General features: G+C 66.8%; 23 protein-coding genes and 2 tRNA genes. 15 read left to right on the top strand and 10 right to left on the bottom strand.

Translation table 11 applies throughout. From position 1 onward, the window contains the following. Nucleotides 1-858: a PhzF family phenazine biosynthesis protein gene (locus ACYX7E_RS14135; protein WP_462081227.1), complete on the top strand. Its 858-nt coding sequence runs from the start codon at nucleotides 1-3 to the stop codon at nucleotides 856-858. Between the two features lie 147 nt (nucleotides 859-1,005). Here the strand turns inward: ACYX7E_RS14135 and ACYX7E_RS14130 are convergent. From ACYX7E_RS14130 to serS, 3 genes are all read right to left on the bottom strand, one after another. After that, nucleotides 1,006-1,095, bottom strand: a tRNA-Ser gene (locus ACYX7E_RS14130). A 244-nt stretch (nucleotides 1,096-1,339) separates the two neighbouring features. Beyond that, nucleotides 1,340-2,359 carry a LysR family transcriptional regulator gene (locus ACYX7E_RS14125; protein WP_462081226.1) on the bottom strand — a complete coding sequence of 340 codons (1,020 nt, stop codon included), beginning with the start codon at nucleotides 2,357-2,359 and terminating at the stop codon, nucleotides 1,340-1,342. Nucleotides 2,360-2,614: 255 nt separating this feature from the next. Continuing rightward, the gene (gene serS / locus ACYX7E_RS14120; protein WP_462081225.1) at nucleotides 2,615-3,895 is read right to left on the bottom strand and encodes a serine--tRNA ligase; all 1,281 of its coding nucleotides are present in this window, start codon (nucleotides 3,893-3,895) and stop codon (nucleotides 2,615-2,617) included. Between the two features lie 155 nt (nucleotides 3,896-4,050). Here serS and ACYX7E_RS14115 point away from each other — a divergent pair, with 155 nt between their 5' ends. After that, nucleotides 4,051-4,737 carry an energy transducer TonB gene (locus ACYX7E_RS14115; RefSeq protein ID WP_462081224.1) on the top strand — a complete coding sequence of 229 codons (687 nt, stop codon included), beginning with the start codon at nucleotides 4,051-4,053 and terminating at the stop codon, nucleotides 4,735-4,737. A 141-nt stretch (nucleotides 4,738-4,878) separates the two neighbouring features. After that, nucleotides 4,879-5,454, top strand: coding sequence for an energy transducer TonB (locus ACYX7E_RS14110; RefSeq protein ID WP_462081223.1), 576 nt, complete (start codon nucleotides 4,879-4,881; stop codon nucleotides 5,452-5,454). Nucleotides 5,455-5,548: 94 nt separating this feature from the next. Here ACYX7E_RS14110 and aroA read toward each other — a convergent pair whose 3' ends face one another. From aroA to serC, 3 genes are read right to left on the bottom strand one after another with little or no spacing between them, the layout of a single operon-like run. Further along, complete coding sequence (gene aroA / locus ACYX7E_RS14105) at nucleotides 5,549-6,862, bottom strand: 3-phosphoshikimate 1-carboxyvinyltransferase (protein WP_462081222.1); 1,314 nt, start codon at nucleotides 6,860-6,862, stop codon at nucleotides 5,549-5,551. Between the two features lie 8 nt (nucleotides 6,863-6,870). Beyond that, nucleotides 6,871-8,208: a prephenate dehydratase gene (pheA, locus tag ACYX7E_RS14100; RefSeq protein ID WP_462081221.1), complete on the bottom strand. Its 1,338-nt coding sequence runs from the start codon at nucleotides 8,206-8,208 to the stop codon at nucleotides 6,871-6,873. Next, the gene (gene serC, locus ACYX7E_RS14095) at nucleotides 8,201-9,301 is read right to left on the bottom strand and encodes a 3-phosphoserine/phosphohydroxythreonine transaminase (RefSeq protein ID WP_462081220.1); all 1,101 of its coding nucleotides are present in this window, start codon (nucleotides 9,299-9,301) and stop codon (nucleotides 8,201-8,203) included. The genes pheA and serC overlap by 8 nt, the downstream gene beginning before the upstream one ends. A 136-nt stretch (nucleotides 9,302-9,437) precedes the next feature. Between serC and msrP the strand changes: the two genes are divergently transcribed. Together msrP and msrQ are read left to right on the top strand one after the other, a co-directional pair. Continuing rightward, complete coding sequence (gene msrP, locus ACYX7E_RS14090; RefSeq protein WP_462081219.1) at nucleotides 9,438-10,415, top strand: protein-methionine-sulfoxide reductase catalytic subunit MsrP; 978 nt, start codon at nucleotides 9,438-9,440, stop codon at nucleotides 10,413-10,415. An 18-nt stretch (nucleotides 10,416-10,433) separates the two neighbouring features. Next, entirely contained in the window at nucleotides 10,434-11,078 is a 645-nt protein-coding gene (msrQ, locus tag ACYX7E_RS14085) for a protein-methionine-sulfoxide reductase heme-binding subunit MsrQ (protein ID WP_462081218.1), read from the top strand. Nucleotides 11,079-11,171: 93 nt separating this feature from the next. Here msrQ and ACYX7E_RS14080 read toward each other — a convergent pair whose 3' ends face one another. Then, nucleotides 11,172-11,975 (bottom strand): FHA domain-containing protein, encoded by an 804-nt coding sequence (locus tag ACYX7E_RS14080; RefSeq protein ID WP_462081217.1) that lies wholly within the window; start codon nucleotides 11,973-11,975, stop codon nucleotides 11,172-11,174. A gap of 159 nt (nucleotides 11,976-12,134) precedes the next feature. Here ACYX7E_RS14080 and ACYX7E_RS14075 point away from each other — a divergent pair, with 159 nt between their 5' ends. Continuing rightward, the gene (locus ACYX7E_RS14075; protein WP_462081216.1) at nucleotides 12,135-12,407 is read left to right on the top strand and encodes a polyhydroxyalkanoic acid system family protein; all 273 of its coding nucleotides are present in this window, start codon (nucleotides 12,135-12,137) and stop codon (nucleotides 12,405-12,407) included. A gap of 115 nt (nucleotides 12,408-12,522) precedes the next feature. On the opposite strand, the gene ACYX7E_RS14070 is transcribed toward ACYX7E_RS14075, so the two are convergent. Next, nucleotides 12,523-13,236 carry an FFLEELY motif protein gene (locus tag ACYX7E_RS14070; RefSeq protein WP_462081215.1) on the bottom strand — a complete coding sequence of 238 codons (714 nt, stop codon included), beginning with the start codon at nucleotides 13,234-13,236 and terminating at the stop codon, nucleotides 12,523-12,525. Between the two features lie 199 nt (nucleotides 13,237-13,435). Between ACYX7E_RS14070 and ACYX7E_RS14065 the strand changes: the two genes are divergently transcribed. The 3 genes from ACYX7E_RS14065 (at nucleotide 13,436) to ACYX7E_RS14055 (ending at nucleotide 16,862) form a co-directional block, all read left to right on the top strand. After that, complete coding sequence (locus tag ACYX7E_RS14065; RefSeq protein ID WP_462081214.1) at nucleotides 13,436-14,722, top strand: patatin-like phospholipase family protein; 1,287 nt, start codon at nucleotides 13,436-13,438, stop codon at nucleotides 14,720-14,722. A 180-nt stretch (nucleotides 14,723-14,902) separates the two neighbouring features. Next, nucleotides 14,903-15,532, top strand: a complete 630-nt coding sequence (locus ACYX7E_RS14060) for a phasin family protein (protein ID WP_462081213.1) — start codon at nucleotides 14,903-14,905, stop codon at nucleotides 15,530-15,532. A 328-nt stretch (nucleotides 15,533-15,860) separates the two neighbouring features. Then, complete coding sequence (locus ACYX7E_RS14055) at nucleotides 15,861-16,862, top strand: restriction endonuclease (protein ID WP_462081212.1); 1,002 nt, start codon at nucleotides 15,861-15,863, stop codon at nucleotides 16,860-16,862. 78 nt (nucleotides 16,863-16,940) lie between these two features. Here ACYX7E_RS14055 and ACYX7E_RS14050 read toward each other — a convergent pair whose 3' ends face one another. Further along, nucleotides 16,941-18,929, bottom strand: a complete 1,989-nt coding sequence (locus ACYX7E_RS14050) for an SDR family oxidoreductase (protein WP_462081211.1) — start codon at nucleotides 18,927-18,929, stop codon at nucleotides 16,941-16,943. A gap of 147 nt (nucleotides 18,930-19,076) precedes the next feature. Between ACYX7E_RS14050 and ACYX7E_RS14045 the strand changes: the two genes are divergently transcribed. The 5 genes from ACYX7E_RS14045 to ACYX7E_RS14025 all read left to right on the top strand — a co-directional run bounded on the left by ACYX7E_RS14045 (nucleotide 19,077) and on the right by ACYX7E_RS14025 (nucleotide 21,485). After that, nucleotides 19,077-19,349 (top strand): acyl-CoA-binding protein, encoded by a 273-nt coding sequence (locus ACYX7E_RS14045; protein WP_462081210.1) that lies wholly within the window; start codon nucleotides 19,077-19,079, stop codon nucleotides 19,347-19,349. Between the two features lie 26 nt (nucleotides 19,350-19,375). Then, entirely contained in the window at nucleotides 19,376-20,002 is a 627-nt protein-coding gene (locus tag ACYX7E_RS14040) for a TetR/AcrR family transcriptional regulator (protein WP_462081209.1), read from the top strand. 25 nt (nucleotides 20,003-20,027) lie between these two features. After that, nucleotides 20,028-20,879: a hypothetical protein gene (locus ACYX7E_RS14035; protein ID WP_462081208.1), complete on the top strand. Its 852-nt coding sequence runs from the start codon at nucleotides 20,028-20,030 to the stop codon at nucleotides 20,877-20,879. Between the two features lie 181 nt (nucleotides 20,880-21,060). Then, nucleotides 21,061-21,135: transfer RNA gene (locus ACYX7E_RS14030), tRNA-Val, on the top strand. A 116-nt stretch (nucleotides 21,136-21,251) separates the two neighbouring features. Continuing rightward, nucleotides 21,252-21,485, top strand: coding sequence for a hypothetical protein (locus ACYX7E_RS14025; RefSeq protein WP_462081207.1), 234 nt, complete (start codon nucleotides 21,252-21,254; stop codon nucleotides 21,483-21,485). A gap of 85 nt (nucleotides 21,486-21,570) precedes the next feature. On the opposite strand, the gene ACYX7E_RS14020 is transcribed toward ACYX7E_RS14025, so the two are convergent. Continuing rightward, on the bottom strand, nucleotides 21,571-24,411 hold the full coding sequence (locus ACYX7E_RS14020) for a TonB-dependent receptor plug domain-containing protein (protein ID WP_462081206.1): 2,841 nt from the start codon (nucleotides 24,409-24,411) through the stop codon (nucleotides 21,571-21,573). Between the two features lie 356 nt (nucleotides 24,412-24,767). Between ACYX7E_RS14020 and ACYX7E_RS14015 the strand changes: the two genes are divergently transcribed. Then, nucleotides 24,768-26,207, top strand: a complete 1,440-nt coding sequence (locus ACYX7E_RS14015; RefSeq protein ID WP_462081322.1) for a C40 family peptidase — start codon at nucleotides 24,768-24,770, stop codon at nucleotides 26,205-26,207. Nucleotides 26,208-26,212 lie beyond the last annotated feature (5 nt).

Below are 26,212 nucleotides of genomic sequence, written 5' to 3'. Positions count from 1 at the left end.
ATGAGCGTTTCGGTTCACATGGTCGACGTCTTCGGCTCGAATGCGATCTCCGGTAATCCTCTGGCTGTCATCGTCGCGACGGAGACCCCTGCAGTAGAGGAGATGCAGCGCCTTGCACGCTGGTTCAATCTGTCGGAGACCAGTTTCCTGCTGCCGCCGACAAACCCGGTCGCCGACTATCGCGTCAGGATATTCACGCTGGATCGGGAGATGCCGTTCGCCGGACATCCGACGCTCGGCACCTGTCACGTCTGGCTGCAGAGCGGTGGCGTGCCGAAAAGCGGAGCAGACATCGTCCAGGAATGCGAGGCCGGTCTGGTCAGAGTCCGGCGCGACCGCGAGCGGCTCTCCTTTGCCGCGCCGCCTCTCATCCGCTCCGGCGCACCAACGCCGGAGGAGCTAACGGAAGCGCAACAGTTCCTCGGGATCGATAGCCATGAGATCGTCGATGCCGCCTGGATAGACAATGGTCCGGGGTGGCTCGGCATCCGGCTGGCATCCGCCGACAAGATCTTGGCGCTCAAGCCGGCACGAAGCTGGCCACGGCGAATCGACATCGGCGTGATCGGTGCCCATGTTCCCGGCGGCGACACTGCCTTCGAGGTCCGCGCCTTCTTCAGCGACCATCTGGGAACGATAGTGGAAGACCCGGTCACCGGCAGTCTCAACGCCTCGCTGGCGCAATGGCTGTTCGCGACCCGCGTATCGGATACCGACTACATCGCCGCGCAGGGCACCTGTCTCGGACGCAAGGGGCGTGTTCATGCGGGGCGCGACGGCACGGGCCAGGTCTGGATCGGCGGCCAAACCCGCACGCATGTCGAGGGGACGTTGCTCGGCCTTTCCGGTATCGAATAGCCACCCGACCGCCTCTCCCCCTCCCGCATGCACGACGGCTGATGCGCTACGGAGATCGGATGATGGCGTAGAACCGGGGTTTGCTATGCCGGTTGGTGCCCTGCGGCGATCGGCGGAAAAATCGGGCTGTAGCGCAATCGGCTGGGTTGGCGGAGAGAGTGGGATTCGAACCCACGGTGGGCGTAAACCCACGGCAGTTTTCAAGACTGCTGCCTTAAACCACTCGGCCATCTCTCCGTTGTCTGATTGTCTCACTACACCTTGCGGCAAAAGCACGGCGCTTGCGCGCCGTCGGCAGTTTGACCATCGGCGCTGCCGATGTTCCCTCCGGCCTGCGGCCTCCGGGTCAAGACTGCTGCCTTAAACCACTCGGCCATCTCTCCGTTGTCTGATTGTCTCACTACACCTTGCGGCAAGCACGGCGCTTGCGCGCCGTCGGCAGTTCGACCATCGGCGTTGGCGCTACCCCAACCGAAAACGCTCAGCGAATTGTCGCATGGGAGACGGTTTTTGGCTCCTTGCCGATGCTCCGGATCGCGGCGGTCCTCGCGGCTTCCGCTTCCTCGCAGCCCTTGTTGTTGCGGCAGTTGAGGCTGGACTCTTCGAGCAGCGGCGGCAGGCGCTCGGCCAGGAAATCGATGAAGACCCGTACCGCCGGCAGCAGGCCGCGGCGGGAGGCGAACACCGCGTGCGCGATGCCTTGCGGCAGGCGCCACTCGGGCAGTACCACTTCCAGTTCACCACTGCGGACCGCGTCGGCGCACAGGGTCTCGGGCAGCATCGTGATGCCCAGCCCCTGGCGGGCCAGGGCCATCAGCATCGGAAAATCGAAACCGGCGACGCGCGGCTTGAGTTCGATGCGGCGGACCTCGCCGCCGGCGCCCTGCAGTTCCCAGCGCTGGCGGACTTCGTCCTCGCCCATGCTCATGGTGGTGTGCTGGTCGAGATCGTCCGGGTCGCGCGGGCGGCCGGCGCGGTCGAGGTACTGCGGGCTGGCGACCAGCAGTTCCTGGATCTGGCCGAAGCTGCGCATCACCAGGCTCCCGTCGTCGTCGAGCTTGGAACGCACGCGGATCGCGACGTCGAAGCCTTCATTGATGACGTCGACACGGCGATTGCTGACATGCAGTTGCAGCCGCACCAGTGGGTACTTGGCCAGGAACTCGGGCAGCAGCTTCGGGATCGACTGCTGCGCGATGCTGACCGGCACGCTGACCTTGACCAATCCGCGCGGCTCCGCGCTGAGGCGGTCGACGACCTCGCGTGCGGCCGAGGCTTCGGCCAGCATCGACTGGGCGTGGCGATGCACGCTCTGGCCGACGTCGGTAACTGCGAACCGGCGCGTGGAGCGTTGCAGCAGACGCACGCCGAGATCGGTTTCGAGTTGGCTGATGCGTCGGCTCAGGCGCGACTTGGGGATGCCGAGTGCGCGTTCCGCGGCGGCGAACCCACCGTGGTCGACGACCATGGCGAAATAGTAAAGATCGTTCAGGTCCTGCATGACTCATCCACGTATGGAACGATGTCGCGCATTTGAGCACTTCCATCCCAGAATCACAACAACGATCTGGGGCCGGCCACTCCCGCCAGCATTCCTGAACAAACGTCGTCAGGTGCCGTGGCCGGGACAGGCCTGCGGGGCCGGACCGGCCGAACTGGACGCGCGAGGTATCGAGCCCTCACCCTCAGGGCGACGTGCGCTTCAACCGCTGTCGTGACGGGGCAGGCAACCGGGCCGGCCCGTCGGCCATCGACGTCAGGAAATCCGCTCGATCCCGCCCAGGTACGGACGCAGGACCTCCGGCACGTCGATGCTGCCATCGGCGTTCTGGTAGTTCTCCATGACCGCGACCAGGGCACGGCCGACGGCCACGCCGGAGCCGTTCAACGTATGGACGAGCTCGGGCTTGCCGGTCTCGGGGTTGCGCCAGCGCGCCTGCATCCGTCGCGCCTGGAAATCGCCGCAGTTGGAGATCGACGAGATCTCGCGATAGGTGTCCTGCGACGGCAGCCAGACTTCGAGGTCGTAGGTCTTGCGCGCGGCAAAGCCCATGTCGCCGGTGCACAGCAGCACCTTGCGATACGGCAGGCCCAGCTTTTCGAGCACGATCTCGGCACAGCGCGTCATATGCGCATGCTCGGCATCGCTGTCGTCGGGACGGGTCACGGCGACCAGTTCGACCTTTTCGAACTGGTGCTGGCGGATCATGCCGCGGGTATCGCGGCCGTGGCTGCCGGCCTCGGAACGGAAGCACAACGAGTGCGCGGTCATCCGCAGCGGCAGACGCTCGGCTTCGACGATGCTGTCGCGGACGGTATTGGTCAGCGGGACTTCGGCGGTCGGAATCAGGTAGCGGGTGTCGTCTCCGAACGAGGTCGCGAACAGGTCGTCCTCAAACTTCGGCAACTGGCCGGTGCCGCGCATCGAATCGCCATTGACGATCAGCGGGACGCTGGTTTCCTCATAGCCGTGGTGCTGGCTGTGCAAGTCGAGCATGAACTGGGCCAACCCCCGATGCAGGCGGGCAAGCTGGCCACGCAGCACGGTGAAGCGCGCGCCCGACAGCTTGGCCGCGGTCTCGGCATCGAGCCAGCCGTTGCGCGTGCCCAGGTCGACATGGTCCTTGACCGGAAAATCGAACTGGCGCGGCGTGCCCCAGCGGTGTTGCTCGACGTTCTCGGACTCGTCCTTGCCAGCGGGCACCGAGGCATCAGGCAGGTTCGGCAACCCGAGCGCGATGCCTTCGATCTCGGCCTTGATCGCATCCAGGCGCGACTCGCTGGCCTTGAGTTCATCGCCGAAGCCGGCGACCTCGGCCATCAGCGCGGCAACATCCTCGCCCTTCGCCTTGGCCTGGCCGATCGACTTGCTGCGCGTGTTGCGCAGGTTCTGCAGTTCCTGGGTACGGACCTGGATCTGCTTGCGCTCGCTCTCCAGCGATTCGACCTGCGCGCTCGGCAGCTCGAAGTTGCGGGTCTCGCGCAGGCGCGCGGCGGTGTCGGCAAGGTGTTGGCGCAGCAGGTTGGGATCGAGCATGGAAGATACGTCTGCAAGGGAACCGGATAGTCGCGCCATTATCGCCCGAGACGCCGCTCAGTGCTGACTGACACACTGGCAACCCGCGTGACCGGTGTCCACGACGCTCCCGCAGTGCTGTGCAAGAATGCGGCGCGGCCCTTCCGGAACCCATGATGTCCACTGCACCAACCCATCCAAAGCCGGCCCAGGCAAAGCCCGCCCAGCCCGGCGCCACGCCCTCCCGCAGATCGCCATGGCTGCCGACGCGACTGGCCTGGTGGGTCATCGGCGCGGCGTTCGCGGCGGGGCTGCTGCTGTTCACCCTGCTGTGGTGGAGCAAGCGCGACGAATTCGAGTTCTACCGTGCCGGCGATCCGCCCGGGGAGATCGCCGGCCAGGCCTTCGATCCACTACCTGCCCCGCTGCCGGCTGACACCGATGCCGTCAGCGGCCTTGACGAGGCGCAACGCGAAGACACCCGCAACAGCCGGCTCGACCAGCACACCCCTGCCCCCGTGGATCCGGCCGCTGCGCCGGCACCGGGTACGCCTGGCACGCAGACGCCGACGCCTGCGACGACGGCCAATGCCTCCCTGCCCGAGGCGATCTCGCGACCGATGCCCGCCTATCCGCGCGATGCACTGCGCCAGGGCCAGGAAGGTGAAGTGATCCTACAGGTCGATGTCGACGCCGAAGGCAAGCCGACCGCGGTCGAAGTGGTCAGCAGCAGCCGCTATCGCTCGCTGGACCGCGCCGCTGCCGCTGCGGTGCGGCGTTGGCGCTTCCGTCCTGCCATGCAGGACGGCGTCGCGGTGCCGGGCAGGATCCAGCAGTCGATCCGTTTCACGCCGGAGAACTGATCTCTCGCAACGGCCGCCGGAATGGCCGGTCGGCGTAGCTGAATGCAGGCCCGGGAATTGACCTGGCCTGCACACCGCCGTGACAGCGCGTGGACGAGCGCTGTGGAACCCTCCGGGCGTGACCCACTGGAGGTACCTGACATGTCAGACCCGATCCGCTCGCCCCATGACCCGCGTCACCCGGACGCCACGCAGCCGCCGCTGACCGACGTACCGCCACCGAAAGCCGGTATCAGTCCACTGCTGTGGATCCTGCTGCTGATTGCACTGGTCGCGGCCGCCTGGTACTTCCTGGGCTCCGGTGGCGGCAACCGCGACAACGCGACGTTGCCGACGCCGGCCAACGATGCCATCGCCCCGCTACCTGATACCACCACGCCAGCCCCGGCGGCACGCCCCGCACCGCGCGAACGTCCGGCAACGCCGGCCCGCCCTGCGAACCGTGGACCGGAAGTCGCGACGCGCGTCGAGCCCGAGTATCCCGCGGCTGCACGCCGCGCAGGGGAAACCGGCAGCGTCGTGGTGACGGCCGATATCGATACCCAAGGCATGCCGTCCAATGTGGTGGTGACAGAACGCAGCGGTTCGCGCTCGCGCGACTTCGATCGCGCTGCGGTCAAGGCGGTCAGCCAGTGGACGTTCGAGCCGGCGATCCAGAACGGCAAGGCCGTTGCGGCCAGCGTTCGCGTGCCGGTGGACTTCACCTTGCAGCAGTAAGCGAGCGAAGTGAGTGAGCCGACATCGCCCATGGCGTCGGCATCGCATGGGGAGCCAACCCCCGGTCAGCATCCGCTGCCGGGGGTTGTGTTTCTCAGGCAGGGCGCAATCCGAAACCGACGCCGCGCGCCAAGGCATTGAAGCCGGGGAACGAGGTCGCGACATTGGCCACGTCGTCGATGACGACGTCCGCGCTGCCGAGCTGCGCCGCAACCGAGAACGACATCGCGATGCGATGGTCGCCGTGGCTGTCGACACGACCCGAACGCAGGCCGCCACGATTGCCGTGGATGGTCGCACCATCGTGGGCTTCCTCGATCGGCACGCCGATCGCCGCCAGTCCCGCCGCCATCGTCGCGATACGGTCGGATTCCTTGACGCGCAGTTCCTCCGCGCCGCGGACGACGGTCGTGCCCTCGGCACCGGTCGCGGCGATGAACAGGATCGGGAACTCGTCGATCATGTCCGGCACGTGCTGCACCGGCACTTCGATGCCATGCAGGGGGGCATGCCGCACGATCAGGTCGGCGACCGGTTCGCCTCCCTGCTCGCCGTGGTTTTCTTCACGGATGTCCGCGCCCATCAGCCGCAGCACATGCAGCAGGCCGGTGCGTCGCGGATTCATGCCGACGCGGCGCAGCCGCAACTCGGATCCCGGCACCAGCGACGCGGCGACCAGGAAAAAGGCCGCCGACGAGAAGTCCGCAGGCACCAGCACGTCGGTGGCCGTCAGGCGATGCCCGCCGGTGAGCGTGGCGATACCGGCAGAGAACGTGATCGGCCAGCCGAACGCCGACAGCATGCGCTCGGTGTAGTCGCGTGTCGGGCGCGGCTCGTGCACGGTGGTCTCGCCTTCGGCATACAGGCCTGCCAGCAGCAGCGCCGACTTGACCTGCGCGCTGGCGAGCACATTGTCGAATGCGATCCCATGCAACCGCTGGCCGCCGCGCACATGCAGCGGCGGCAGGTCGCCGGGTTCTGCGTCGATGCGCGCGCCCATCTGCGCCAACGGCGCGGTGACGCGGCGCATCGGGCGCTTGCTCAGCGACGCATCGCCGATCAGCGTGGAGTCGAATGCCTGGCCGCTCAGCAGGCCGGCAAGCAGGCGCATGCCGGTTCCGGCATTGCCGCAGTCGAGCGCGCCATCGGACGCGCGCAGGCCGTCGATGCCGACGCCATGGACCACGCGCACGCCATCGGCCGGGGTTTCGATACGGACGCCCATGCGCCGGAAGATCGCTTCGGTCGCGCGCGCATCCTCGCCTTCGAGGAAGCCTTCGATCCGCGAAACGCCATCGGCCAGCGAGGCCAGCATGATGGCGCGATGCGAGACCGACTTGTCGCCGGGGACGGAGAGTTCGCCGCGCAGCGGCTCACCGCGCGACGCGGCGATCCAGGAGGCGTTCACCGCGCCGCTCACGGTACAGCGACCGGGTACGAACCAAGCACGCGCACGTCGCCGGCAAAATCGTCGATCTCGGCCAGTGCGTCCTTCAGCGGGGACTCTTCGGCATGGCCGGCGACGTCGATGAAGAACGCGTACTGCCACAGCTTGCCGTGCGCCGGACGCGATTCGATGCGGTTCATGCTGATGTCGCGGCGCGCCAGCGGCTCGAGGATGCGGTACAGCGCGCCGGGCTGGTCGCGGATGAACACCATCAACGATGTCCGGTCGTGGCCCGACGGCGGGAACGAGGCGCGGCCGATGACCAGGAAGCGCGTGGTGTTGTCGCTGCGGTCCTCGATCGGACCGGCCACGACCTTCATGCCGTAGACATGCGCGGCGTTCTCGCCGCCGATGGCGCCGGCATCGTCTGAACTGCGCGCACGGCGCACGCCTTCGGCGTTGCTGACGACCGCATGCTTCTCGGCCTTGGGCAGGTTCTCGCGCAGCCAGCCCTTGCACTGCGCCAGCGACAGGCCATGCGAGTAGATGCGTTCGATGTCTTCGATGCGACCCGTCCGCGACAGCAGGTACTGGTGCACGCGCAGCTCGACTTCACCGCAGATCTTCAGCGGCGAGGTCAGGAACAGGTCCAGCGTGGACTGGATCGTCCCCTGCCCCGAGTTTTCCACCGGAACCACGCCGAAGTCGGCATTGCCGGCCGCCACTTCGTCGAAAACTTCTTCGATCGTCGCCAGCGGCAGACCCTTCGCGGAATGGCCGAAGTGCTTGTGCACGGCCTGCTGCGAGAACGTGCCTTCCGGACCGAGGTAGCCGATCTTCAGCGGCTCCTGCTGGGCCAGGCAGGCGGACATGATTTCGCGGAACAGGCGCACCAGCACCTCGTCCGACAAGGGGCCATCGTTGCGATCGACGACGCGACGCAGCACCTGCGCTTCGCGCTCGGGCCGGTAGTAGTCGATCGCCGCCGCCAGCTTGCCCTTGGCCTTGCCGACCTGGTGCGCCCACAGCGCACGCTCGGCGATCAGGCTCTGGATCTCGCGGTCGATGCCATCGATCTGCTCGCGCACCGCCGACAGGTCGGGCTTGCCCTGCGCGGCCACGGCCTTGCGACGGCTGGTCGACGAGGTGCTGAGCGCGGCGCGGCCTGCGCCTGCGTCGGTCGCGACGGCGGCCTGCTTGCCGGATGACAGCTTGCCCGCTGCGGGCTTGCGGGCTGCAGGCTGGCCGACGGCCTTCCTGCTGGCCGCTTCAGCGCTCACGACCGGCTTGGCGGGCGATACCTTGGCCACCACGGTCTTGCCTGCGGGTGTCTTCTTGCCTGTTGCCTGTTTGCTTGACTTAGCCATGACGCTTCACGAAATCCTGCATGTAATCGACGAGGGCCTGCACGCCGGTCAGCGGCATGGCGTTGTAGATCGAGGCGCGCATGCCACCGAGCACGCGATGTCCCTTCAGGCCGATCAGGCCAGCATCGCGCGCTCCCGCCAGAAAGGCGTCGTTGCGCGATTCGTCGGCCAGGAAGAACGGCACGTTCATCCGCGAGCGCACCGTCGGATCGACCTGGTTACTGTAAAAGCCACCGGAGCCGTCGATCGCGTCGTACAGCAGCGCCGACTTTTGATCGCTGAGACGGTCGAACGCGGTCACGCCGCCTTCGGCCAGCATCCACTTGAACACCAGCCCGGCCAGATACCAGTTGTAGGTCGGCGGAGTGTTGAGCATCGAATCGTGTTCGAGCTGCGCCTTGTAATTGAACATGTGCGCACGCGGCTGGCCCGCGCGCTCCAGCAGCTCGCGGCGGACGATGACCACCGAGATGCCGACCGGCCCCAGGTTCTTCTGCGCACCGGCATAGATCAGGCCGTAGCGCGAGACGTCGAGCGGACCGGACGCGATGTTGGAGCTGAAGTCGGCGAACAGCGGCGCATCGCCAACGTCCGGCGCGGTCTCGCCCCAGGCGGGACGGAACTCGACGCCATGGATGGTCTCATTGGCGGTGATGTGGACGTAGGCGGCGCCCTTGCTGAGCTGCCAGGTCTCGCGCGCCGGGATGCTGCGGTAGCCATCGGTTTCACCGCTGGCGGCGATGTTGACCGACAGCGCCGGGGTCAGCTGCTTCAGCGCCGTCCTGCCCCAGTGGCCGGAGATCACGTAGTCGACCACGTCGCCCTGCGAGGCGAAGTTCAGCGCGATCAGCGCCTGCTGGGTGGTCGCGCCGCCGGGCAGGAACAGCACGGCGTAGTCATCGGGCACGCCGACCAGCCTGCGCAGGTCGGCCTCGGCCTCGGCCGCGACCTGCATGAACTCGGGCCCGCGATGGCTCAGCTCGACGATCGAGGCACCGGCGTTGCCCCACTCCAGCAGTTCCTCCTGCGCCTGTCGCAGGACGACCTCCGGCAGAGCCGCCGGTCCCGGAGCAAAGTTGTACGCGCGCGTCATGGTGTCGTCCCGCCGGCTTCATGGGGAAACCGCTAGTATGCCGCACCGCAACAGCACGCGACATGGCGCGCTGTGAAACTTTCCGGCGGCCGCGACACTCCATTGAACCGGCCCACACGCCCCACGGAGAACGACGATGAGCCTGCGCGACGCGCTGCGGATCCCGGAACATCAGGTTACCGACGAAACCTTCTTCCGCCAGCGCCGCCAGTGGCTGGCGCTGGCGGCCTCGTTGCCGGCGCTGTCGCTGGCCGGTTGTGCCGATGCCGAGCCGCCGCCCCCGTCCACGGCCGCCGGGGCAACCAGTCCCCCGCGCGGCAGCGCGACCGGCTTCAGGACCAGCGAAGTCCAGACCCGTTACGAGGACATCACCAGCTACAACAACTTCTACGAGTTCGGCACCGGCAAAGCCGACCCCTCGCGCGCGGCCAAGACCCTGCGCACCTCGCCCTGGGCGGTCGAGGTCGCCGGCGAGTGCGCCAAGCCGGGCACGGTGTCCTTCGAAGACCTGCTGAAGGGCCTGCCGGTCGAGGACCGCATCTACCGCCTACGCTGCGTCGAAGGCTGGTCGATGGTGATCCCGTGGCAGGGCGTGTCGCTGGCGTCGGTGCTCCGGCGCTTCGAACCCACGTCGAAGGCCAAGTACGTCGCCTTCACCACGCTGGCCGACCGCCAGCAGATGCCCGGCATGCGCGTGCGCTCGATCGACTGGCCGTACCGCGAAGGCCTGCGCATCGATGAGGCCATGCACCCGCTGGGCTTTCTGGCCACCGGCCTGTACGGCAAGGCGCTGCCGCAGCAGAACGGCGCGCCGTTGCGATTGGTGGTGCCGTGGAAGTACGGCTTCAAGAGCATCAAGTCGATCGTCCAGATCCGATTCACCGAGCGCATGCCGCCCACGGCCTGGAACATCCTGCAGCCCAGCGAATACGGCTTCTTCAGCAACGTCAATCCCGAGGTCGACCATCCGCGCTGGAGCCAGAAGACCGAGCGTCGCATCGCCGGCACGGCCAATCGCCTGTTCGCGGATCGCACACCGACGCTCAAGTTCAACGGCTATGGCGACCAGGTCGCCTCGCTGTATGCCGGCATGGACCTGAAGCGATGGTTCTGAGCTGAGGGCCGCACGCCGATGGCCAGGACCTCCGCGTCGTTGATCGCAGCCAAGGCGCTGCTGCATGCGCTGGCGCTGGCACCGCTGGCCGAGCTGTGCTGGCGCTTCTGGCGCGTCTACAGCGGCGCCGACATCGATGCGCTGGGCGCCGACCCGGTGTCGGCCATCGAACACCTGCTGGGCCTGTGGGCACTGCGCCTGCTGCTGGTCACGCTGGCGATCACGCCGCTGCGGCAACTGACGGGCCTGTCGGTGCTGGTCCGCTTCCGGCGCATGCTGGGCCTGTATGCCTTCGTCTACGCCAGCCTGCATCTTGCGGCCTACCTGGTGCTGGACCTCGGCGGTTACTGGGCACAGATCGCCGAAGAGATCGTCAAACGGCCCTACATCACCGTGGGTTTCGCTGCATGGCTGCTGCTGGTGCCACTGGCGGTGACCTCGACGCAAGGCTGGATGCGTCGACTGGGACGTCGCTGGTCGAAGCTGCACAAGCTGATCTATCCGATCGCGATCCTTGCCGTGCTGCACTTCTGGTGGATCGTCAAATCCGACATCCGCGAACCGCTGCTCTATGCCGTGATCCTGGCCGCCCTGCTGGGCTGGCGCGCCTGGCGTGCATGGCGGACGTCACGCATCACGCGAAGCGCCCGCAGCAGTGCCTGAAGGCTTCGGCGCGCCATTGCCAAGCGTCGGGAGGGCCTGCATCGGGAACGGCTTCGGGCCTAGACAGCCCCGGACGACTTCACCCGCAACGCGTCAGGCCTGCCCGAACAACAGCAGCACGGCCAGCATGCAGGCGATCAGCACCGCCGCCAGCAGCAGCCACGGCAAGCGCCAGCTCGGGCGACGCGCTTCGGGCTGGACATGCAACGGATCGTGGGCGGCATCGGCGGCATTGGTGACCGGTGCGGGACCACCATTGGCCGGCGGACGCCGCGGCGCCTCGACGACGAAACGATGATGCGCATCGAACACGATCTGGTCGCCTGAATACATCACCGCATCGCGCACGCTTTCGCCGTTGACCAGGCTGCCTTCGGCCGATCCCAGGTCTCGCAGCACCACACGGTCCTGCACCAGCTCCAGGCGCGCGTGGCGATCGGCGAAGGTCGGATCGTCGATGCGGATGTCGGCATCCTCGCTGCGTCCGACCAGGCGAGGACGATCCAGCGTGAAGCTGCGGCCGTGGTACTGACCGCCGACACCCCGCAACACGATGCGCGGATCGGCCAGGCCATCGGTCTGCGAACGCATGCTGTCGGTCGGCGTCTGCACCCGGCTGGACACCAGTCGCAGTTCGATGCCGTCGACATAGATCGCATCGCCCACCCGCAGCATCGCCATGCGATGGATGCGGCGGCCATTGACGTGCACGCCGCGCACGCCCTCGGCCAGCGTCAGCCAGACACCACGCCGGTCCACGCAGAAACGGACCGCGCCGGTCTCGCCGGTCGCCACCGGCGCAAGCTGGTCGCCGTTGCGACCGATCTCGTGCACGCCAAGGGACAGCGGCAGGTCTTCCCTGCTCCGGTCGGCGAATCGCAGTGTGGCGGCTTCCATAAGGGCGCAAATCTAACACGGCGGCCGTTGCGCGGTGAGCCCCTGCAGCCGATAGCAGGCGCGTCCCCCGGGCACACGTGAACAGGGCACGGCCGCACCCTTGGTGGATGCGCCCGGCGCCCGCACAATAGCGATTGGTCAGCCCGCTGGAATCCGCCCATGTCCGCCATCGATATCCGTCATCCCCATGCCCTGCCCAAGGCCAAGGCCCGTGCCGCCGTCGAACAGGTCGCCGTGAAGCTGGCCGAGCGTTTCGACGTGGCGTACGACTGGGATGGCGACGTGCTGAACTTCGCCCGCTCCGGTGTCGACGGCAAGATCGCCATCGAACCCAAGCAGTTGCATGTGACCGCCAGCCTGGGCTTCCTGCTGTCGGCGCTGAAGGGACCGATCGAGGCCGAGATCCGCCGCGTACTGCAGGAAAAGTTCTGACCCCAGGCCGGCACGCCTGACAGCCCTGCACCATCCGGACCCAGCACCACCTGAGCCCTACACCGTCCGGACCCCATGGAGACCCAGGCGGTCCGAAACCCAGGCCGTTCGGACCCTAAGCCGTCTCGAAAGCGGCCGGATCGCCGGCAAACAGCCGCTGCGAGAGCTCGCTCTCTTCGAGCTCGATCTCGCGGATGAAATCCTCGACGTCACCCAGCGTTTCGAACGCGCCGAAGCCGCGCTCCAGGAAGCCCTGCAGTTCGCTGAGCCCTGCCAGCTTCGCGGGTCCGCGCGAGAACGCCAGCAGCGCCGCGACCCCGGGTAGCTTCAGTGCCTTGCCGAAGCCGCGCCCGACCTTGCCGATCAGCGCGATCTGGCGTGCCCGCGCCGCTTGGTCGCCCACCTCGCGATAGGCCTCGGCGTACAGCGCTTCATCGAGCCTGCGCCGACGCGGCGCCAGCCGTTGCAGCACGTCGACCATCGACAGGTCCAACGTCTGCGTCACCACGCCCAGCTCGATCGCATCGGCCACCGTGACAAGCAATTTGTCCGGCAGCAGTCGCCGCATCATCGGCAGCACGCGCGCGATGTCGGAATCGCGACGGCTGAAATCACGCTCCCCATAGACATCGGTCAGGAAAAACCCGGCCGCCGGCCGGCGCCTGGGGTCATGCAGGAACCGCCGGAAACTGCGCTTGAGTCGCGCCGACTGCCAGCGCCGCAACTCTGCCAGCCATGGCGACTGGTTGCGCGGCTCGACGGCCGGATCATGCAGCGCCTGGTGCCGGGCCATCAGGCGGGCAAGGCGGTCACTGTCGTCAGCACTCATGCGCGCATCGTGCTACGCCCATCGGCCGGCGGCAACTGCAACCCGTGGGAGCGCCGATGGGCGCGAACGGACTTTCACGGAAAAAGCCTCATCGCGCCCATGGGCGCTCCCACGGACGCTGACAGACCATGCCGGGGCTTGAGTATTCCTTCCAATCCGCTCGGCTAGACTCGGGGCGCATCCACCGCACCGGCATCGCATGCTCACCGTTCATTCCGCACGTCGACGCGCATCCCGCAAGCCCGGCCATCCGGCCAAGGTCGGCCTGGCCATTGCCGGCGGCGGACCAATCGGCGGCATGTACGAGCTCGGTGCATTGCGCGCACTCGACGAAGCGCTCGATGGCGTCGAGTTGACCCGGCTGGACTGCTATGTCGGCGTCAGCAGCGGCGCGTTCCTCGCCGCCGGACTGGCCAACCGGATCGGCACCGCAGAGATGTGCCGGGCCTTCATCACCGGCACCAGCGACGACATCCAATTCCGGCCCGAGACCTTCCTGCGTCCCAACGTGTCCGAATACCTGCGCCGCGCGTCCACGCTGCCGCGCCTGTACCAGCAATGGCTCGGCCACCTGCTGCGCAGCCCGCGCAAGGCGCTGCGATGGTCGAGCCTGATCCAGCGCTTCGGCGGCCTGGTGCCGACCGGTGCGTTCGACAACCAGGCCCTGGAAGGCTTCCTGCGCCACACCTTTACCCGTCGCGGGCGCAGCAACGATTTCCGCGAACTCGATGCCGACCTGTTCGTGGTCGCGGTCGATCTCGATAGCGGCGAGGCTGTGCGCTTCGGCGAACCCGGCTGGGACGCGGTGCCGATCTCGCAGGCCGTGCAGGCCAGCGCGGCGCTGCCAGGACTGTATCCGCCAGTCGAGATCAATGGTCGCCACTTCCTGGATGGCGCGCTGCGGCGGACCATGCATGCCTCGACCGTGCTTGATCGCGGCATCGACCTGATGATCGGCATCAATCCGCTGGTACCGTTCGACGCCAGCCGCGCACCGCGCCAGGCCGGGGAAGCCGACCACCTGGGGCTGGCCAGCGGCGGACTGCCCAGCGTGCTGTCGCAGACGCTGCGGACCCTGCTGCAGTCGCGGATGCAGATCGGCATGGAGAAGTACCCGCGCCAGTACCCGGATATCGACCAGTTGCTGTTCGAGCCCAATGCCGGCGACAGCGAGCTGTTCTTCACCAACCTCTTCAGTTTCTCGGCGCGCCAGCGCGTCTGCGAGCTTGCCTACCGCAACACCCTGGACGACCTGCGCAAACGCAAGCACGTGCTCGGCCCGATGTTGGCGGCCCATGGCATCGGCCTGCGCGAAGACATCCTCGGTGCGCGCCGCCGCAGCATCGTCGATGGCCTGGCCCTGCAGCCGCCGGCCAGCACCGATACCACCGCCCGGCTGCGGCGCGCGCTCGACGACACCGCGCATCTGATCGACAGCCGGAAGGCCGCAGGCCGCCAGCGCGCGGGACGCCGGCGCACGCGCTGATGCCCGCGCATTGCCGCCCGCTTGCGCACGCCCGAAGCATGACATCCGCATCACATCCGCATCACATCCGCACGACATCAACAGCCCCCGCCGACCTGACCCGGCCATCGCTGGTGTGATTGCTCTAGACAACGCACCCAGTCTGGGCACCAACCGATCATCCAACCGTGGGAGCGCATCATGGCCAAGTTCAAGAAGTCCACGAAGACCAGTCCTCCGAAATCCGGCGGCCGCAGCAAGTCGGCCAAGCCCGACCTGCAGGCACAGGCCGAAGGCCTCTCGAAGTCGCTCAGCGAATCGGCGCAGCAGATCTGGCTGGCCGGCGTCGGCGCCTTCGGCCGTGCGCAGACCGAGGGCACCCGCCTGTTCGAAGGCCTCGTCAAGGAAGGCCTGAACCTGGAGAAGACCGCACGCAAGCTGGCCGGCGGTCGCGCGGACCAGGTCCGCGACGCGGTCGAGAACCGCGTCGAGCTCGCGCGCGAACGCGCCACAGATACCTGGGACCGGCTGGAGAAGGTCTTCGAGGAGCGCGTGCAGCGCGCCCTGCTGAAGCTCGGCGTGCCCGGTCGCGATGACCTGCACGACCTCAGCAACCGCGTCGACACGCTGACGCGCGAACTGCGCCGCACCAGCACTGCCGTGCCCGCACGGGCCCGCAAGGCCGCGCGCAAGCCGGTCGCGGACAAGACCGCCGCCGCCAAGCCTGCCGCGAAGGCCGCGCCGGCAAAGAAGGCCGCGCCCCGCAAGGCGGCCAGCAAGACCGCCGCGAAGCGCGCACCCGCAAAAAAGGCCAGCAAGTCCGGCACCTGATCCGATCGGGTAGTCGATCAGGCCTTCGATCTGGAAGGTGATGCGCCTGACCTCGAGTGCCCGTTCGCGGGCGCAGCGTGGCCGCGACCGCGCTCACCGTGCCGCGTCACGATGCCGTCAACGCAGGTCGCCTTGACGGCATCGTTGCCTTGAGGGCATCTGTGACTGCAGGAGATGCCTGCGCGCCTCCGAAGGCACGCAGGCGGCAACGGCGCTGAGCCGCAGCGACGGCAGAACTTCGGGTCGTAGCGCGCTTTCACGGCACCCTCATATGCCCTGCGTCGATTCCGGTATTCTTGCCCCCGGTTGGGGAATCGAGATGGGCCTGATGTCGCAGTGGTTGGTTTCCATCAGCGTGATGCTGTTCATCGGCGTGGCGGGCACCGTCTATTTCTTCGGTATCGTGCGGCCACGCGACGAGACCGATGCCGGCATCGTCGCGCTGTCGGGCACGTCATGGCGCCAGTTCCTGCGCACGGTCCTGGGCCAATTGGCCTTGCGCGGATTCCGCACGGCGACCGACCTGGAAGGCGTGACCGGTGGCGAGAGCGACCTGATCCTGACCCGCGATGGCGAGCAGTGGCTGCTGTCGTGCAAGCACGGCAGCGCCTTCGTACTGGGCATCGCCGACGTGCAGCAGCTCGCCGACGACATGCGCATGAAAAATGCCTCCGGCGGCTTCCTGGTGACCCAGGGGCGCATCGAACAGGCCGCCTACCCGATCGCCGCCTCGCAACAGATCGAACTGCTCGACGGCCGCGCCCTGTGGCCGTTGTTGCGTGGCGCGGTGCCTGCCGACCAGCGCAAGGCCATCGTGGCCGAGAGCTACCTGGTCGCACGCCGCCGGACGCTGCTGGCCTGGCTGCTGGCCCTGCTCGCGGCGGTAGCGGCGTTCGCTCTCTATCCCTCGGGATCGTCCACGCCTGAGCAGGCGGCACCCTCGCCCCCTGCGATGCCCCCAGCGGTAACGCCTGCAACGCCAGCGGGCGCTGCGGTTGCGACCGAGGTACCGGTCACGACGACGGATCCTGCCGTATCCAGCACGACGGAGGAACAAGCGGCCACGCCCGCAGAAGACGCCGCGTTGAGCATCGCGGAACAACGCGACGCCGTGGTCGCCGCGATCTCCACGTTGCCCGAGGTCGATCGCGTGATCTGGGAAAGCCAGTCGACGCTGCATGTGTTCCTTGCCGCCGTCGACGGCGATGCCTTCGAACGCATCTGCCCGTTGATGGAGCGCCACCCGGACATCGCCTCCTCGCGGATCCAGCTCAGCGCATCCGCCGACAGTGGGCAGCGGGTACGGTTCCGGCAGTGCCGGTCCTATTGAGTGCCGACCCTATTGAGGGCTGTCCGGAACGGCGCTGGATGTCCGGGGCTGGCGCAAGCGCGGCGGGGCTGACCCGCCCTACCAGTGCACGCCTCGCATCATGGCGGCGAAGGCGATCTGTTCCTGGCTCGGGGTTTCGTCGCGCAGTGCGTCGCGGTCGCCCTTGGCCGCCGCCGAATCCGGGAACAGTTCGAACGCGGTGTTCATGACCACTTCGTAGGCCTTCGGGGCGACGGCGTTGAGCAGGGCCGAGAAGATGCCCAGGCGCGTGGCGATGCGGCTGGGCTTTTCGATGATCGCCTTGACCAGCAGGTCGGCGGCTTCTTCCGGGGTCAGGGTCGGCACGCTGTCGTACATCTTGGTCGGGGCGATCATCGGCGTCTTCACCAGCGGCATGTTGATCGTGGTGAAACTGATGCCCTTGCCCGACAGCTCGCCCTGGGCGCAACGGCTGAACGCGTCCAGTGCGGCCTTCGATGCCACGTAGGCGGAAAACCGCGGCGAATTGGCCAGCACGCCGATCGAACTGATGTTGATGATGTGGCCCTTGCGACGCTTGGTCATCGTCGGCATGAACCCCATGATCAACCGCAGGCTGCCGAAGTAGTTCAGCTGCATCGTGCGCTCGAAATCGTGGAAACGGTCGTAGCTGAGTTCGATCGAACGCCGGATCGAGCGCCCTGCGTTGTTGATCAGCACGTCGACATGGCCGTGCTCCTTCAGGATCTTCTCCACCAGGCGGTCGCAGTCGGCCATGTCGGCCAGGTCCGCCGTATAAGCGAACACCTTGCCGCCCTTGGCCTTCATCTCGTCGCGGGCCTTGAACAGTTCCTCCTTACCGCGCGCAACGATCACCGTCACCGCGCCGGCTTCGGCGACGCGCTGCGCGGTCGACAGGCCAATGCCGGACGAGCCGCCGGTGATGACGACGACCTTGTTGCGGACCTTGCCCTTCAGCGAGCGATCGATAAACAGATCGGGATCGAGATGGCGCTCCCAATGATCCCAGAGTCGCCACGCGTAGGTTTCCAGCCTCGGCACCGCGATGCCGCTGCCCTTGAGCGTACGCTCGGTCTCGCGGCTGTCGAAGCGCGTCGGATAGGTGATGAACTTCAACACCTCCTTGGGAATGCGGAAGTCGCGCAACAGCATGCCGATGAAGCGCTTGACCGGCGGCAGGCTGCCGACCGCGCCACGGATCCCCGACGGCACGAACGCGAACATCCGCGCATCAATGCGCATCGTCATCTCTGGCGCGTGCCCTGCCCGGCAGAACGTGTTGAGCACCTCGCCCACCCGCATCGGCTCGGGATCGGTCAGGTGGAAGGTATGCCCGTCCAGCCTGTGCTTGTGCGCGATGTGGTCCATCGCATCGACCACGAAATCGACCGGCACGATGTTGATGCGCCCGCCTTCGAGGCCCAGCGTCGGCATCCACGGCGGCAGCATCTGGCGCAGCTTCTTGATGAAGCTGAAGAAGTAGTACGGTCCGTCGATCTTGTCCATCTGCCCGGTCTGCGAATGGCCCACGACCATGCCCGGGCGATAGACGCGCCAGGGAATGCGGGTTTCCTCGCGTACCAGGCCTTCGGAATCATGCTTGGTGCGCAGATAGGGATCGTCGAGCCCTTCCGCCTCGTCGAACATGTCCTCGCGGAAGATGCCCGGATACAGGCCCGCCGCTGCGATCGAACTGGTGTGGTGGAAGCATCCCGCCTTCAGCGCCGCCGCAAGGTCCAGCGCATGCTGGGTGCCATCGACATTGGCCGTGCGCTGCGCCTCGGCGTTCGCGGTCAGGTCGTAGATCGCGGCGAGATGGAAGAAGTGCTTGACCTTGCCGGACAGGGCCCGCAGCTGGACGGCAGTAAGTCCGCATTTGGGCTTGGTCATGTCGCCGGTCACCACGACCACGCGCTTGCGGTCCCACCCCATCGACGTGGCGATCGCATCGAATTTCTTCTGCGAATCCTCGCGCACCAGCACGTGGATCGTGCCCTTGCGCCGCAGCAGCTTGTCGACCAGGTAACGACCGATGAAACCCGTGGCACCGGTAACGAAATAAGCCATCAGACTTGCTCCCAGATGATGTACCGGCGCAGGCGGGCGCCCTCCCGCCACTACGTTGCCAGAGCCGGGGCGGCAGGACAATCCGCAGGCGTATTGACCGCCCCCGGGGCGCGTGGTGTCATGGCGCCACGCCACCGGGAGGACACTATGGCTGGTTCCAAGCAAGCAGATCTGCAGCAGGCATTCGAACAGGCCGCCAAAGACGTCAAGACGCTGCCGGAACGCCCCGACAACGACACCCTGCTGCGGTTGTACGCGCTGTACAAGCAGGGCGCTGACGGCGATGTCTCCGGCGAAAAGCCCGGCTTCTTCGACTTCGTCGGCACCGCCAAGTACGAGGCCTGGGGCAAGCTGAAAGGCACCGCGCAGGATGCTGCGAAGCAGCAATACATCGCCCTGGTCAAGACATTGGCCGGCTGAGCCGGCCTCCGGGCGCAACGACGACGATGGCAAGGGACACGCGCCAGCGGATCCTTTCGCGCTCGCTTGCGATGTTCAACGCGCAGGGCGAGCCGACGGTCACCACCAACCACATCGCCGACGAGCTGGAGATCAGCCCCGGCAACCTGTACTACCACTTCCGCAACAAGGACGACATCATCGAGCAACTGTTCGTGCGCTACGAGCAGCGCATGGATGACGCCCTGACCCCACCCGATGGCCGGCTGCCCGGGCTGGAAGACATCTGGCTGCAACTGCACCTGGTGTTCGAGTGCATCTGGGATTACCGCTTCCTCTATCGCGACCTGCTGGAAATCCTCAGCCGCAACCGGCGCCTGCGCATCCGCTTCGCCCGCCTGCTCAAGCGCGCCGACGAACGCGCGCGCAACGTCATGCGCGGCCTCTCGCAAGCCGACGTCATCCGCGCCTCCGCCGCCGAGCTCGACGCCGCCGCGACCAACCTGCTGGTGCTGGCGACGTTCTGGCTCAACTACTCGGGCGTGCGTGGCGAGAAGGACGAGCACGTCGCGATCCGCGACGGCATCGTGCAGGTGATGATGCTGCTGTCGCCGTTCCTGCGCGACGCCGAACGCGTGCACCTCAACCAGTTGGTCCGCGCCTACACAGACTGACCCGACCACCGCAAAGGACATTCCGATGGCCAAGTCCACCTGGACCGCGTTCCCGCATGACAGCAAGCCCTACCGCTACGCGGGCGACGCCCTGAAGAAAGCCTGGCCGCGCCTGCATGCCGGCGACCTTGAACCCTTCCCCGACAGCAAGCGCGCGGCCGCATTGCTCAAGGCCGCGGGCAAACACGCACCCAAGGGGCTCGACGCCGATGGCCTGGCCGAAGCCCTGCAGGAGGCCTGGCGCGCCTTCCATGCCGGCGACTTCAAGGCCGCATTCGAAGCGGCCGAGGCGTTGGGGCCGATCGGCGCATCGGTCGCCACCAAGGCCATCGGCATCCATGCCACCTACCTGGTCGCCGCCGACGCCGAGAAGCTCAAGCGCTTCGAACAGGCCGCGCAACTGGCCGAGGCCGCGATCAAGGCGATGCCCGACGAGGCCAACCACCACTATCGCCACGCCTTCGCGCTGGGCCGCTACAGCCAGGGCCTGAGCATCGCCAAGGCGTTGCAGCAGGGGATCGCCGGCAAGGTCCGGCAGTCGCTGGACACCACGCTGAAACTGGCCCCCAAGCATGCCGAGGCGCATACCGCGCTGGCCCTGTACCACGCCGAGATCATCGGCAAGATCGGCGCAATGATCGGCGGCCTGACCTATGGCGCCAAGGCCAGCGAGGCCCAATTGCACATCAAGACCGCGCTGAAACTGACGCCGGACTCCCCGATCGCCCATATCGAGCACGGCAACGTGCTGATGCTGCTGCACGGCGACAAGCAGGAGGATGCTGCCGCCGCAGCCTACGAGAAGGCAGGCAAGCTGAAGCCCGCCGACGCCATGGAGGCCCTCGACGCGGACTACGCCCGTTCCCAGCTGGAGTAACCGCTCCGCGCCACAGGGCGCATTGCCGCGCCCTGCCCGGCTTGCCGAGTCCCGCGCGAGCCCGTAGAATTCGCGTCCCGATCCGGTTGTCGGCCACCAGGCCAGCACAACCGGGGAAGAGTCCAGCAGAACATCGCCCTCCTCCCACCGGTCCCGGCCAGGTCCAGGGGTCTCCATCTTCGGGCGGTTAGCTCAGCGGTAGAGCATTGCCTTCACACGGCAAGGGTCACAGGTTCGATCCCTGTACCGCCCACCAGACGCAGCACGATTTCGACGAACCCGGCTTGATGCCGGGTTTTTCGTTTTTTGCCATGACCATACGATGGCAGCGCCAATCTCAACCCACGCGACGGCGCGCCGGACAATGGCGCCATGACCACACGTCCGCTACCAGAGTCGTTTCCACCCGGCACCCTGTTCGCCAACGTCGGAGGTGTTCCGGTGACGGAATCCCCCGATGGCGACGTGGAAGCCTGGGATACGACGTCCCCGCGTCGCTTCCCTGCCACGCATCTGGCCCGGGAGGGCATGACGATCTCGGAAGGCACGTTCCGCGCCATGGTCGCCTGCGAGCGCAGGCGCTATCGGACGGGCGTCCATCCATAAAAAACGGCCTGCAATCAGGCCGTTTTCTTTTCCGCATCCAGCAACGTCGTGGAAGCGACGTCGCCGGATCAGCCTTGCACCCGCATTACCAGAACGTGTACTCGAACTGCACGTTATAGGAACGGCCGCGCGGGTCAGCGACGCGGGATTCCCAGGCGGCGCCGTCGCCGTGGTCGAGGTAGCGCAGCGTGAACGGCGGGTCGGTGTTGAGCAGGTTGCGCACGCCCAGGGTCACGCGGGCGTTCTCCATGCCGGTCCAGGCCACGCTGTAGTTGTAGGTGATGTACTCGTCGACATTCGCGTCATACGCAGACGGGGTGTAGACGCCATTGCGCAGGCCCGGCGGGATGTAGTCCTTGTACCCGTCGCGGTAGATCTGGGTCAGGGTGTGCATCCAGTCACCCTTGGCCCAGCTCACGCCCAGGGTGTGCTTCCACTTCAGCGGCAGGTTGAAGTAGTTGTCGTACTCGCCGACCAGGTTGGCGCTGTAAGGCTGGGATTCCAGGCTCTTGGTCTTGAAGGTATCGAGGTAGTTGCCGTTGAGGTGGACGCGCCAGTTGCCGCCGGCCAGTTCTCCCAGCAGGTTGGCATCGATCTCGACGCCGCGGGTCAACGTGCCGCCGGTGTTGACGAAGCGCTGGTCGAGCTGCACCACCGCGCCGCTGGCATCGCGGATCCAGTTGGCGGTGAACAGGTCGTAGTCGGCGATCAGGGTGTCGACGCTGACGCCGGAGCGGATCGTCGACATGCGCTCGATCTCCCACAGATCGACGCTGAGGTTGAAGTTCGGGCTGGGCGCAAGCACGAAGCCGATGCTGCGCTGCTTGGCTTCTTCAGGCGCCAGGTTGGGATTGCCGCCCGTCAGGATGTTCGGCGTGATCTCGGCGCAGCCGGGAATCGCCGGGTTCGGGTTGCCGCTCGGGCAGGTCGCCGGATCGGCGATGCCGCGTGCGGTGTACGGCGTCTCGGTGATGCCGCGGAACAGCTGCACGAAGCTGGGCACCTTGAAGCCGGTGCTGTAGGCGCCGCGGAACGCCAGCCAGTCGACCGGCTGGTACTTGAACGAGTACTTGGGATTGGTGGTGGAACCGAATCCGTCGTAACGGTCGTAGCGGCCGGCCACCGTCACTTCCAGCGAGTCGAAGATCGGCAGGTAGACCTCGGCGAAGGTCGCCTTGACGTCGCGGCTGACCGGAGCGAGGTAGTTGGCGGCGTCGCCGGGGGCACCGAAGATCCAGGCATTGCCGCCACCCGCGCTCGGCGGGCCATTGAAGCTGTATTCCTCGCGACGCAGGTCCACGCCCACCGCGGCCTGCACTTCGCCGCCCGGCAGGTTGAAACCGAGACCGCCCGCGAAGCTGGCGTCGATGATGGTGCTGGTGCTGTCGCCGCCGTAGAGCTCGACGCCCTGCGCGGACGCAGCCTGCAAGGCAGCCATGGCGGCAGCGCTCTGCTCCTGGCCGGGCATCAGGAACGGGTTCAGCAGTCCGGCGCCCAGGATCTGCTTCAGCTGCGGCGTGTAGTAATAGCCGCTGCCGAGGATCGAGGACGAGCGGCTGGCCGCACGCGACAGGCCGATGTTGTAGTCCCAGCTTCCCAGTTCGCCTTCAAAGCCGACCAGCACGCGGGTCGAGCGCGTCGTGGTCTCGATCTGGCGCGGGCCGCAGGCGTAGCAGCGCCAGCGGTAGTTGATCGGATTGCCGTAGACCATGTTGGCGGTGCCGAAGTAGTCGACCAGCGCGTCGTACACCATGTTGTAGGTGTCGCGGGTCAGGTCGTTCAGCGGATACGGATTCAGTGCGACCGCCTCGGCCGTCGGCGTGGCACCGATCGAGCTCGAGATCTGCTGCGCTTCGAAGTGACGCGTGGCAATGACTTCCGAGCCCATCGCCTCGATGTAGGCCTGGTGGCGGTCGGAGATCTTGAAGGTCGCGCGGCCGAGGAACTGCGTGGACTCGACCGGCTGCTGGATCGTGCGTGCGCGGCCGTAGTCCCAGGCGCAGGCGTAGCGGTTGACCGGGGTCGCCCAGATGCGCTCGTCGTACGGACCCATCATGTCGCCGCCGGCTTCGCAGCCTGCCGCGCCGGGGAGATCGAGGATGTTTACACGCGTCTGCTGCGTGTTGTCGAGCGGATCGACCAGTCCACCGGTGATCAGACCGCCGGCCAAAGCGGTCACCGTCGCGAACGGCGGGCCGCTGGTATCGGGCGACAGGCCGCGGTCGGGCTGGAAGCTGTTGGCGAAGTCGCGGTCGCTGCCGCGCAGGATGTTGTTCTTCTTGTAGCTCAGCGTGCCCCAGACATTCCAGCGGTCGACATCGAGGTCACCGAAGCCAGCGATGACGTTCGCCGAATAGATGTTGCCGCCGCCGTCATGGGTGGCGTCGATGTTGGTGGTCACTCCGGCGCCCTGGTAGTCGCTGCGGGTGATGAAGTTGATAACGCCGCCGATGGCGTCGGTGCCGTAGACGGCCGAGGCACCGTCACGCAGCACTTCGACGCGCTCGATGGCCGAGAACGGGATCGAGTTCAGGTCGACCACCTGGCCGGCCAGGCCATGCGTCGCGACGCGGCGGCCGTTGAGCAGGACCAGCGTCGCATCGGCGCCCTGTCCACGCAGGTTGGCACCGGACACGCCGTTGTTGCCGCGCGTACCCGGAGGCGCGATGCCGCTGTTGGCGGCCAGGCTGTCGCCGCTGTTGCTGGCGATGTTGAGGTACATCAGCAACTGCTCGGCCGAGGTGATGCCCTGTGCCGTGATGTCGCTCTTCTGGATCACGGTGATCGGAAGCGCGGTTTCCACTTCGGTGCGCTTGATGCGCGAACCCGTGACGGTGACCGCATCCAGGGTGGACGCAGCGGGCTGCCCCTGCGACGCGGTGTTGGATTGCGCGAACGCACTGCCGGACGCCGTGATGGCGACCAAGAGCGCAGCGGTAAGCGTACGAACCTCTGGAATGTGGCGTGAGACAGGCATGCGGCTCCCCTAAAGCTGGTCAATGAGTAAGGTGGCTTGGAACAAACAAAACAATGGCGTTGCGGGCGCGGCAGGATCCTGGCCACCTGGACGGCGCCATCAATGCCCTGCCTGTGTCATCCCCCCCTGTGGGTACCATCCTGGTCATGACCGCTTGGATCCTGATTAGCATTGCCGGACGGCGTTTGTCAATTTTTTATTCTTGATTTCCAACCAAATGAAAGGGATTATTCTTGAACGATTCGCGTGCCCGGAGATCCTGCATGGTGCTTCCCGACAATCGCTCCGCCCGTCCGGGCGCATCGATTCACGTCGATGACCGGCCGACGCGGCGCCGCCAGGGCTGGTCCCTGTTCGCGCTGCTGGCGATGGGATTGCTGGCGCTGGCCGTGGCCTGCCCTGCGGTCGCGGCAGACCCGCCGGCCGAGCCCCAGGCGCGCGACCATGACGTACCGGGCGTGCGCGAAGTGCAGTTCTCGGCCGACTACTGGATCAAGCGCGTCCGCAATGCGGACCGGATGATCTTCGATGGCGACGGCGTTGCGACCCAGAATGCGGTCATGCAGCGACTGGATGGCTCGATCCACGACCTCGACGCCCTGCCGGTCACGCTCGAAGCCGAACAGGTGCGGGCCTGGATCGACGCGGTCTCGAGCCGCCCGACACGCACGCTGTACGACGAAGCCGGCAAGGAAGGCACCAGCCGCGCGATCGACAAGCTGATCACCGCGCTGGACCTGCGCGCCCTGCCGCAGACCCAGGTCACGCGGTTCGGCATGGTGGTGCATCGCGCCGACCTGCGCGCGTTCCCCACGCACCTGCGGGTGTTCAGTGCGCCGGGCGACAACGACATCGACCGTTTCCAGGAAAGCGCGCTGTTCCCCGGCACGCCGGTCGCGGTGGTGCACGAAAGCCGCGACCGCAACTGGTACTTCGTGGTCAGCCAGACGTACGCGGCGTGGGTCGAGAAGAAGCACATCGCGCTGGGCGAACGCGAGGCGGTGCTCGGCTATGCGCGCAAGGCCCCGTTCCTGGTCGTGACCGGCGCCACCGCGCGCACCGTGTTCAACCCCGAGCACGCGGACGTCTCGGAGGTGCAACTGGACATGGGCGTGCGCCTGCCGCTGGCCGACTGGCCGGCCGACCAGCCGCTGCATGGCCAGCACCCCTACACCGGCCATGCGGTCGTGCTGCCAACGCGCCAGAAGGACGGTTCACTGGCCTTCGTGCCGGCCCTGATCCCGCGCTCGGCCGACGTGAGCCTTGGATACCTGCCGCTGACCAAGGAACACCTGCTGCGCCAGGCGTTCAAGTTCCTCGGCGAGCGTTACGGCTGGGGGCATGCCTACAACGCCCGCGACTGCAGTGGCTTCGTCTCCGAGATCTATCGCAGCTTCGGCATCCTGCTGCCGCGCAATACCAGCGCGCAGGCGGTCAGCCCGGCGTTGAACCGGATCGTGGTCGACGACAGCGTCAGCCACGCGCAGCGCCTGAAGCTGCTGCGCGAGGCCCAGGTGGGCGACCTGATCTACATCCCCGGCCACGTGATGATGGTGATCGGCCAGGAGAACGGCGATACCTACGTGATCCACGACACCGCCGGCATGAACTATCGCAACGCGGCCGGCGAGTTCAAGCGGCTCGCGCTCAACGGCGTCGTTGTGACCCCGGTGCTGCCGATGCTGGCCAACGCCGAGCAGCAGACGGTCGACCGCATCACCAGCATCCAGCGCATCCGCCCCTGAGGCTT

This window comes from Luteimonas sp. RIT-PG2_3 (genome assembly GCF_054902115.1).
Note: the sequence above shows the minus strand (reverse complement) of the source record. Positions and strands in the feature narration are given on the sequence as shown.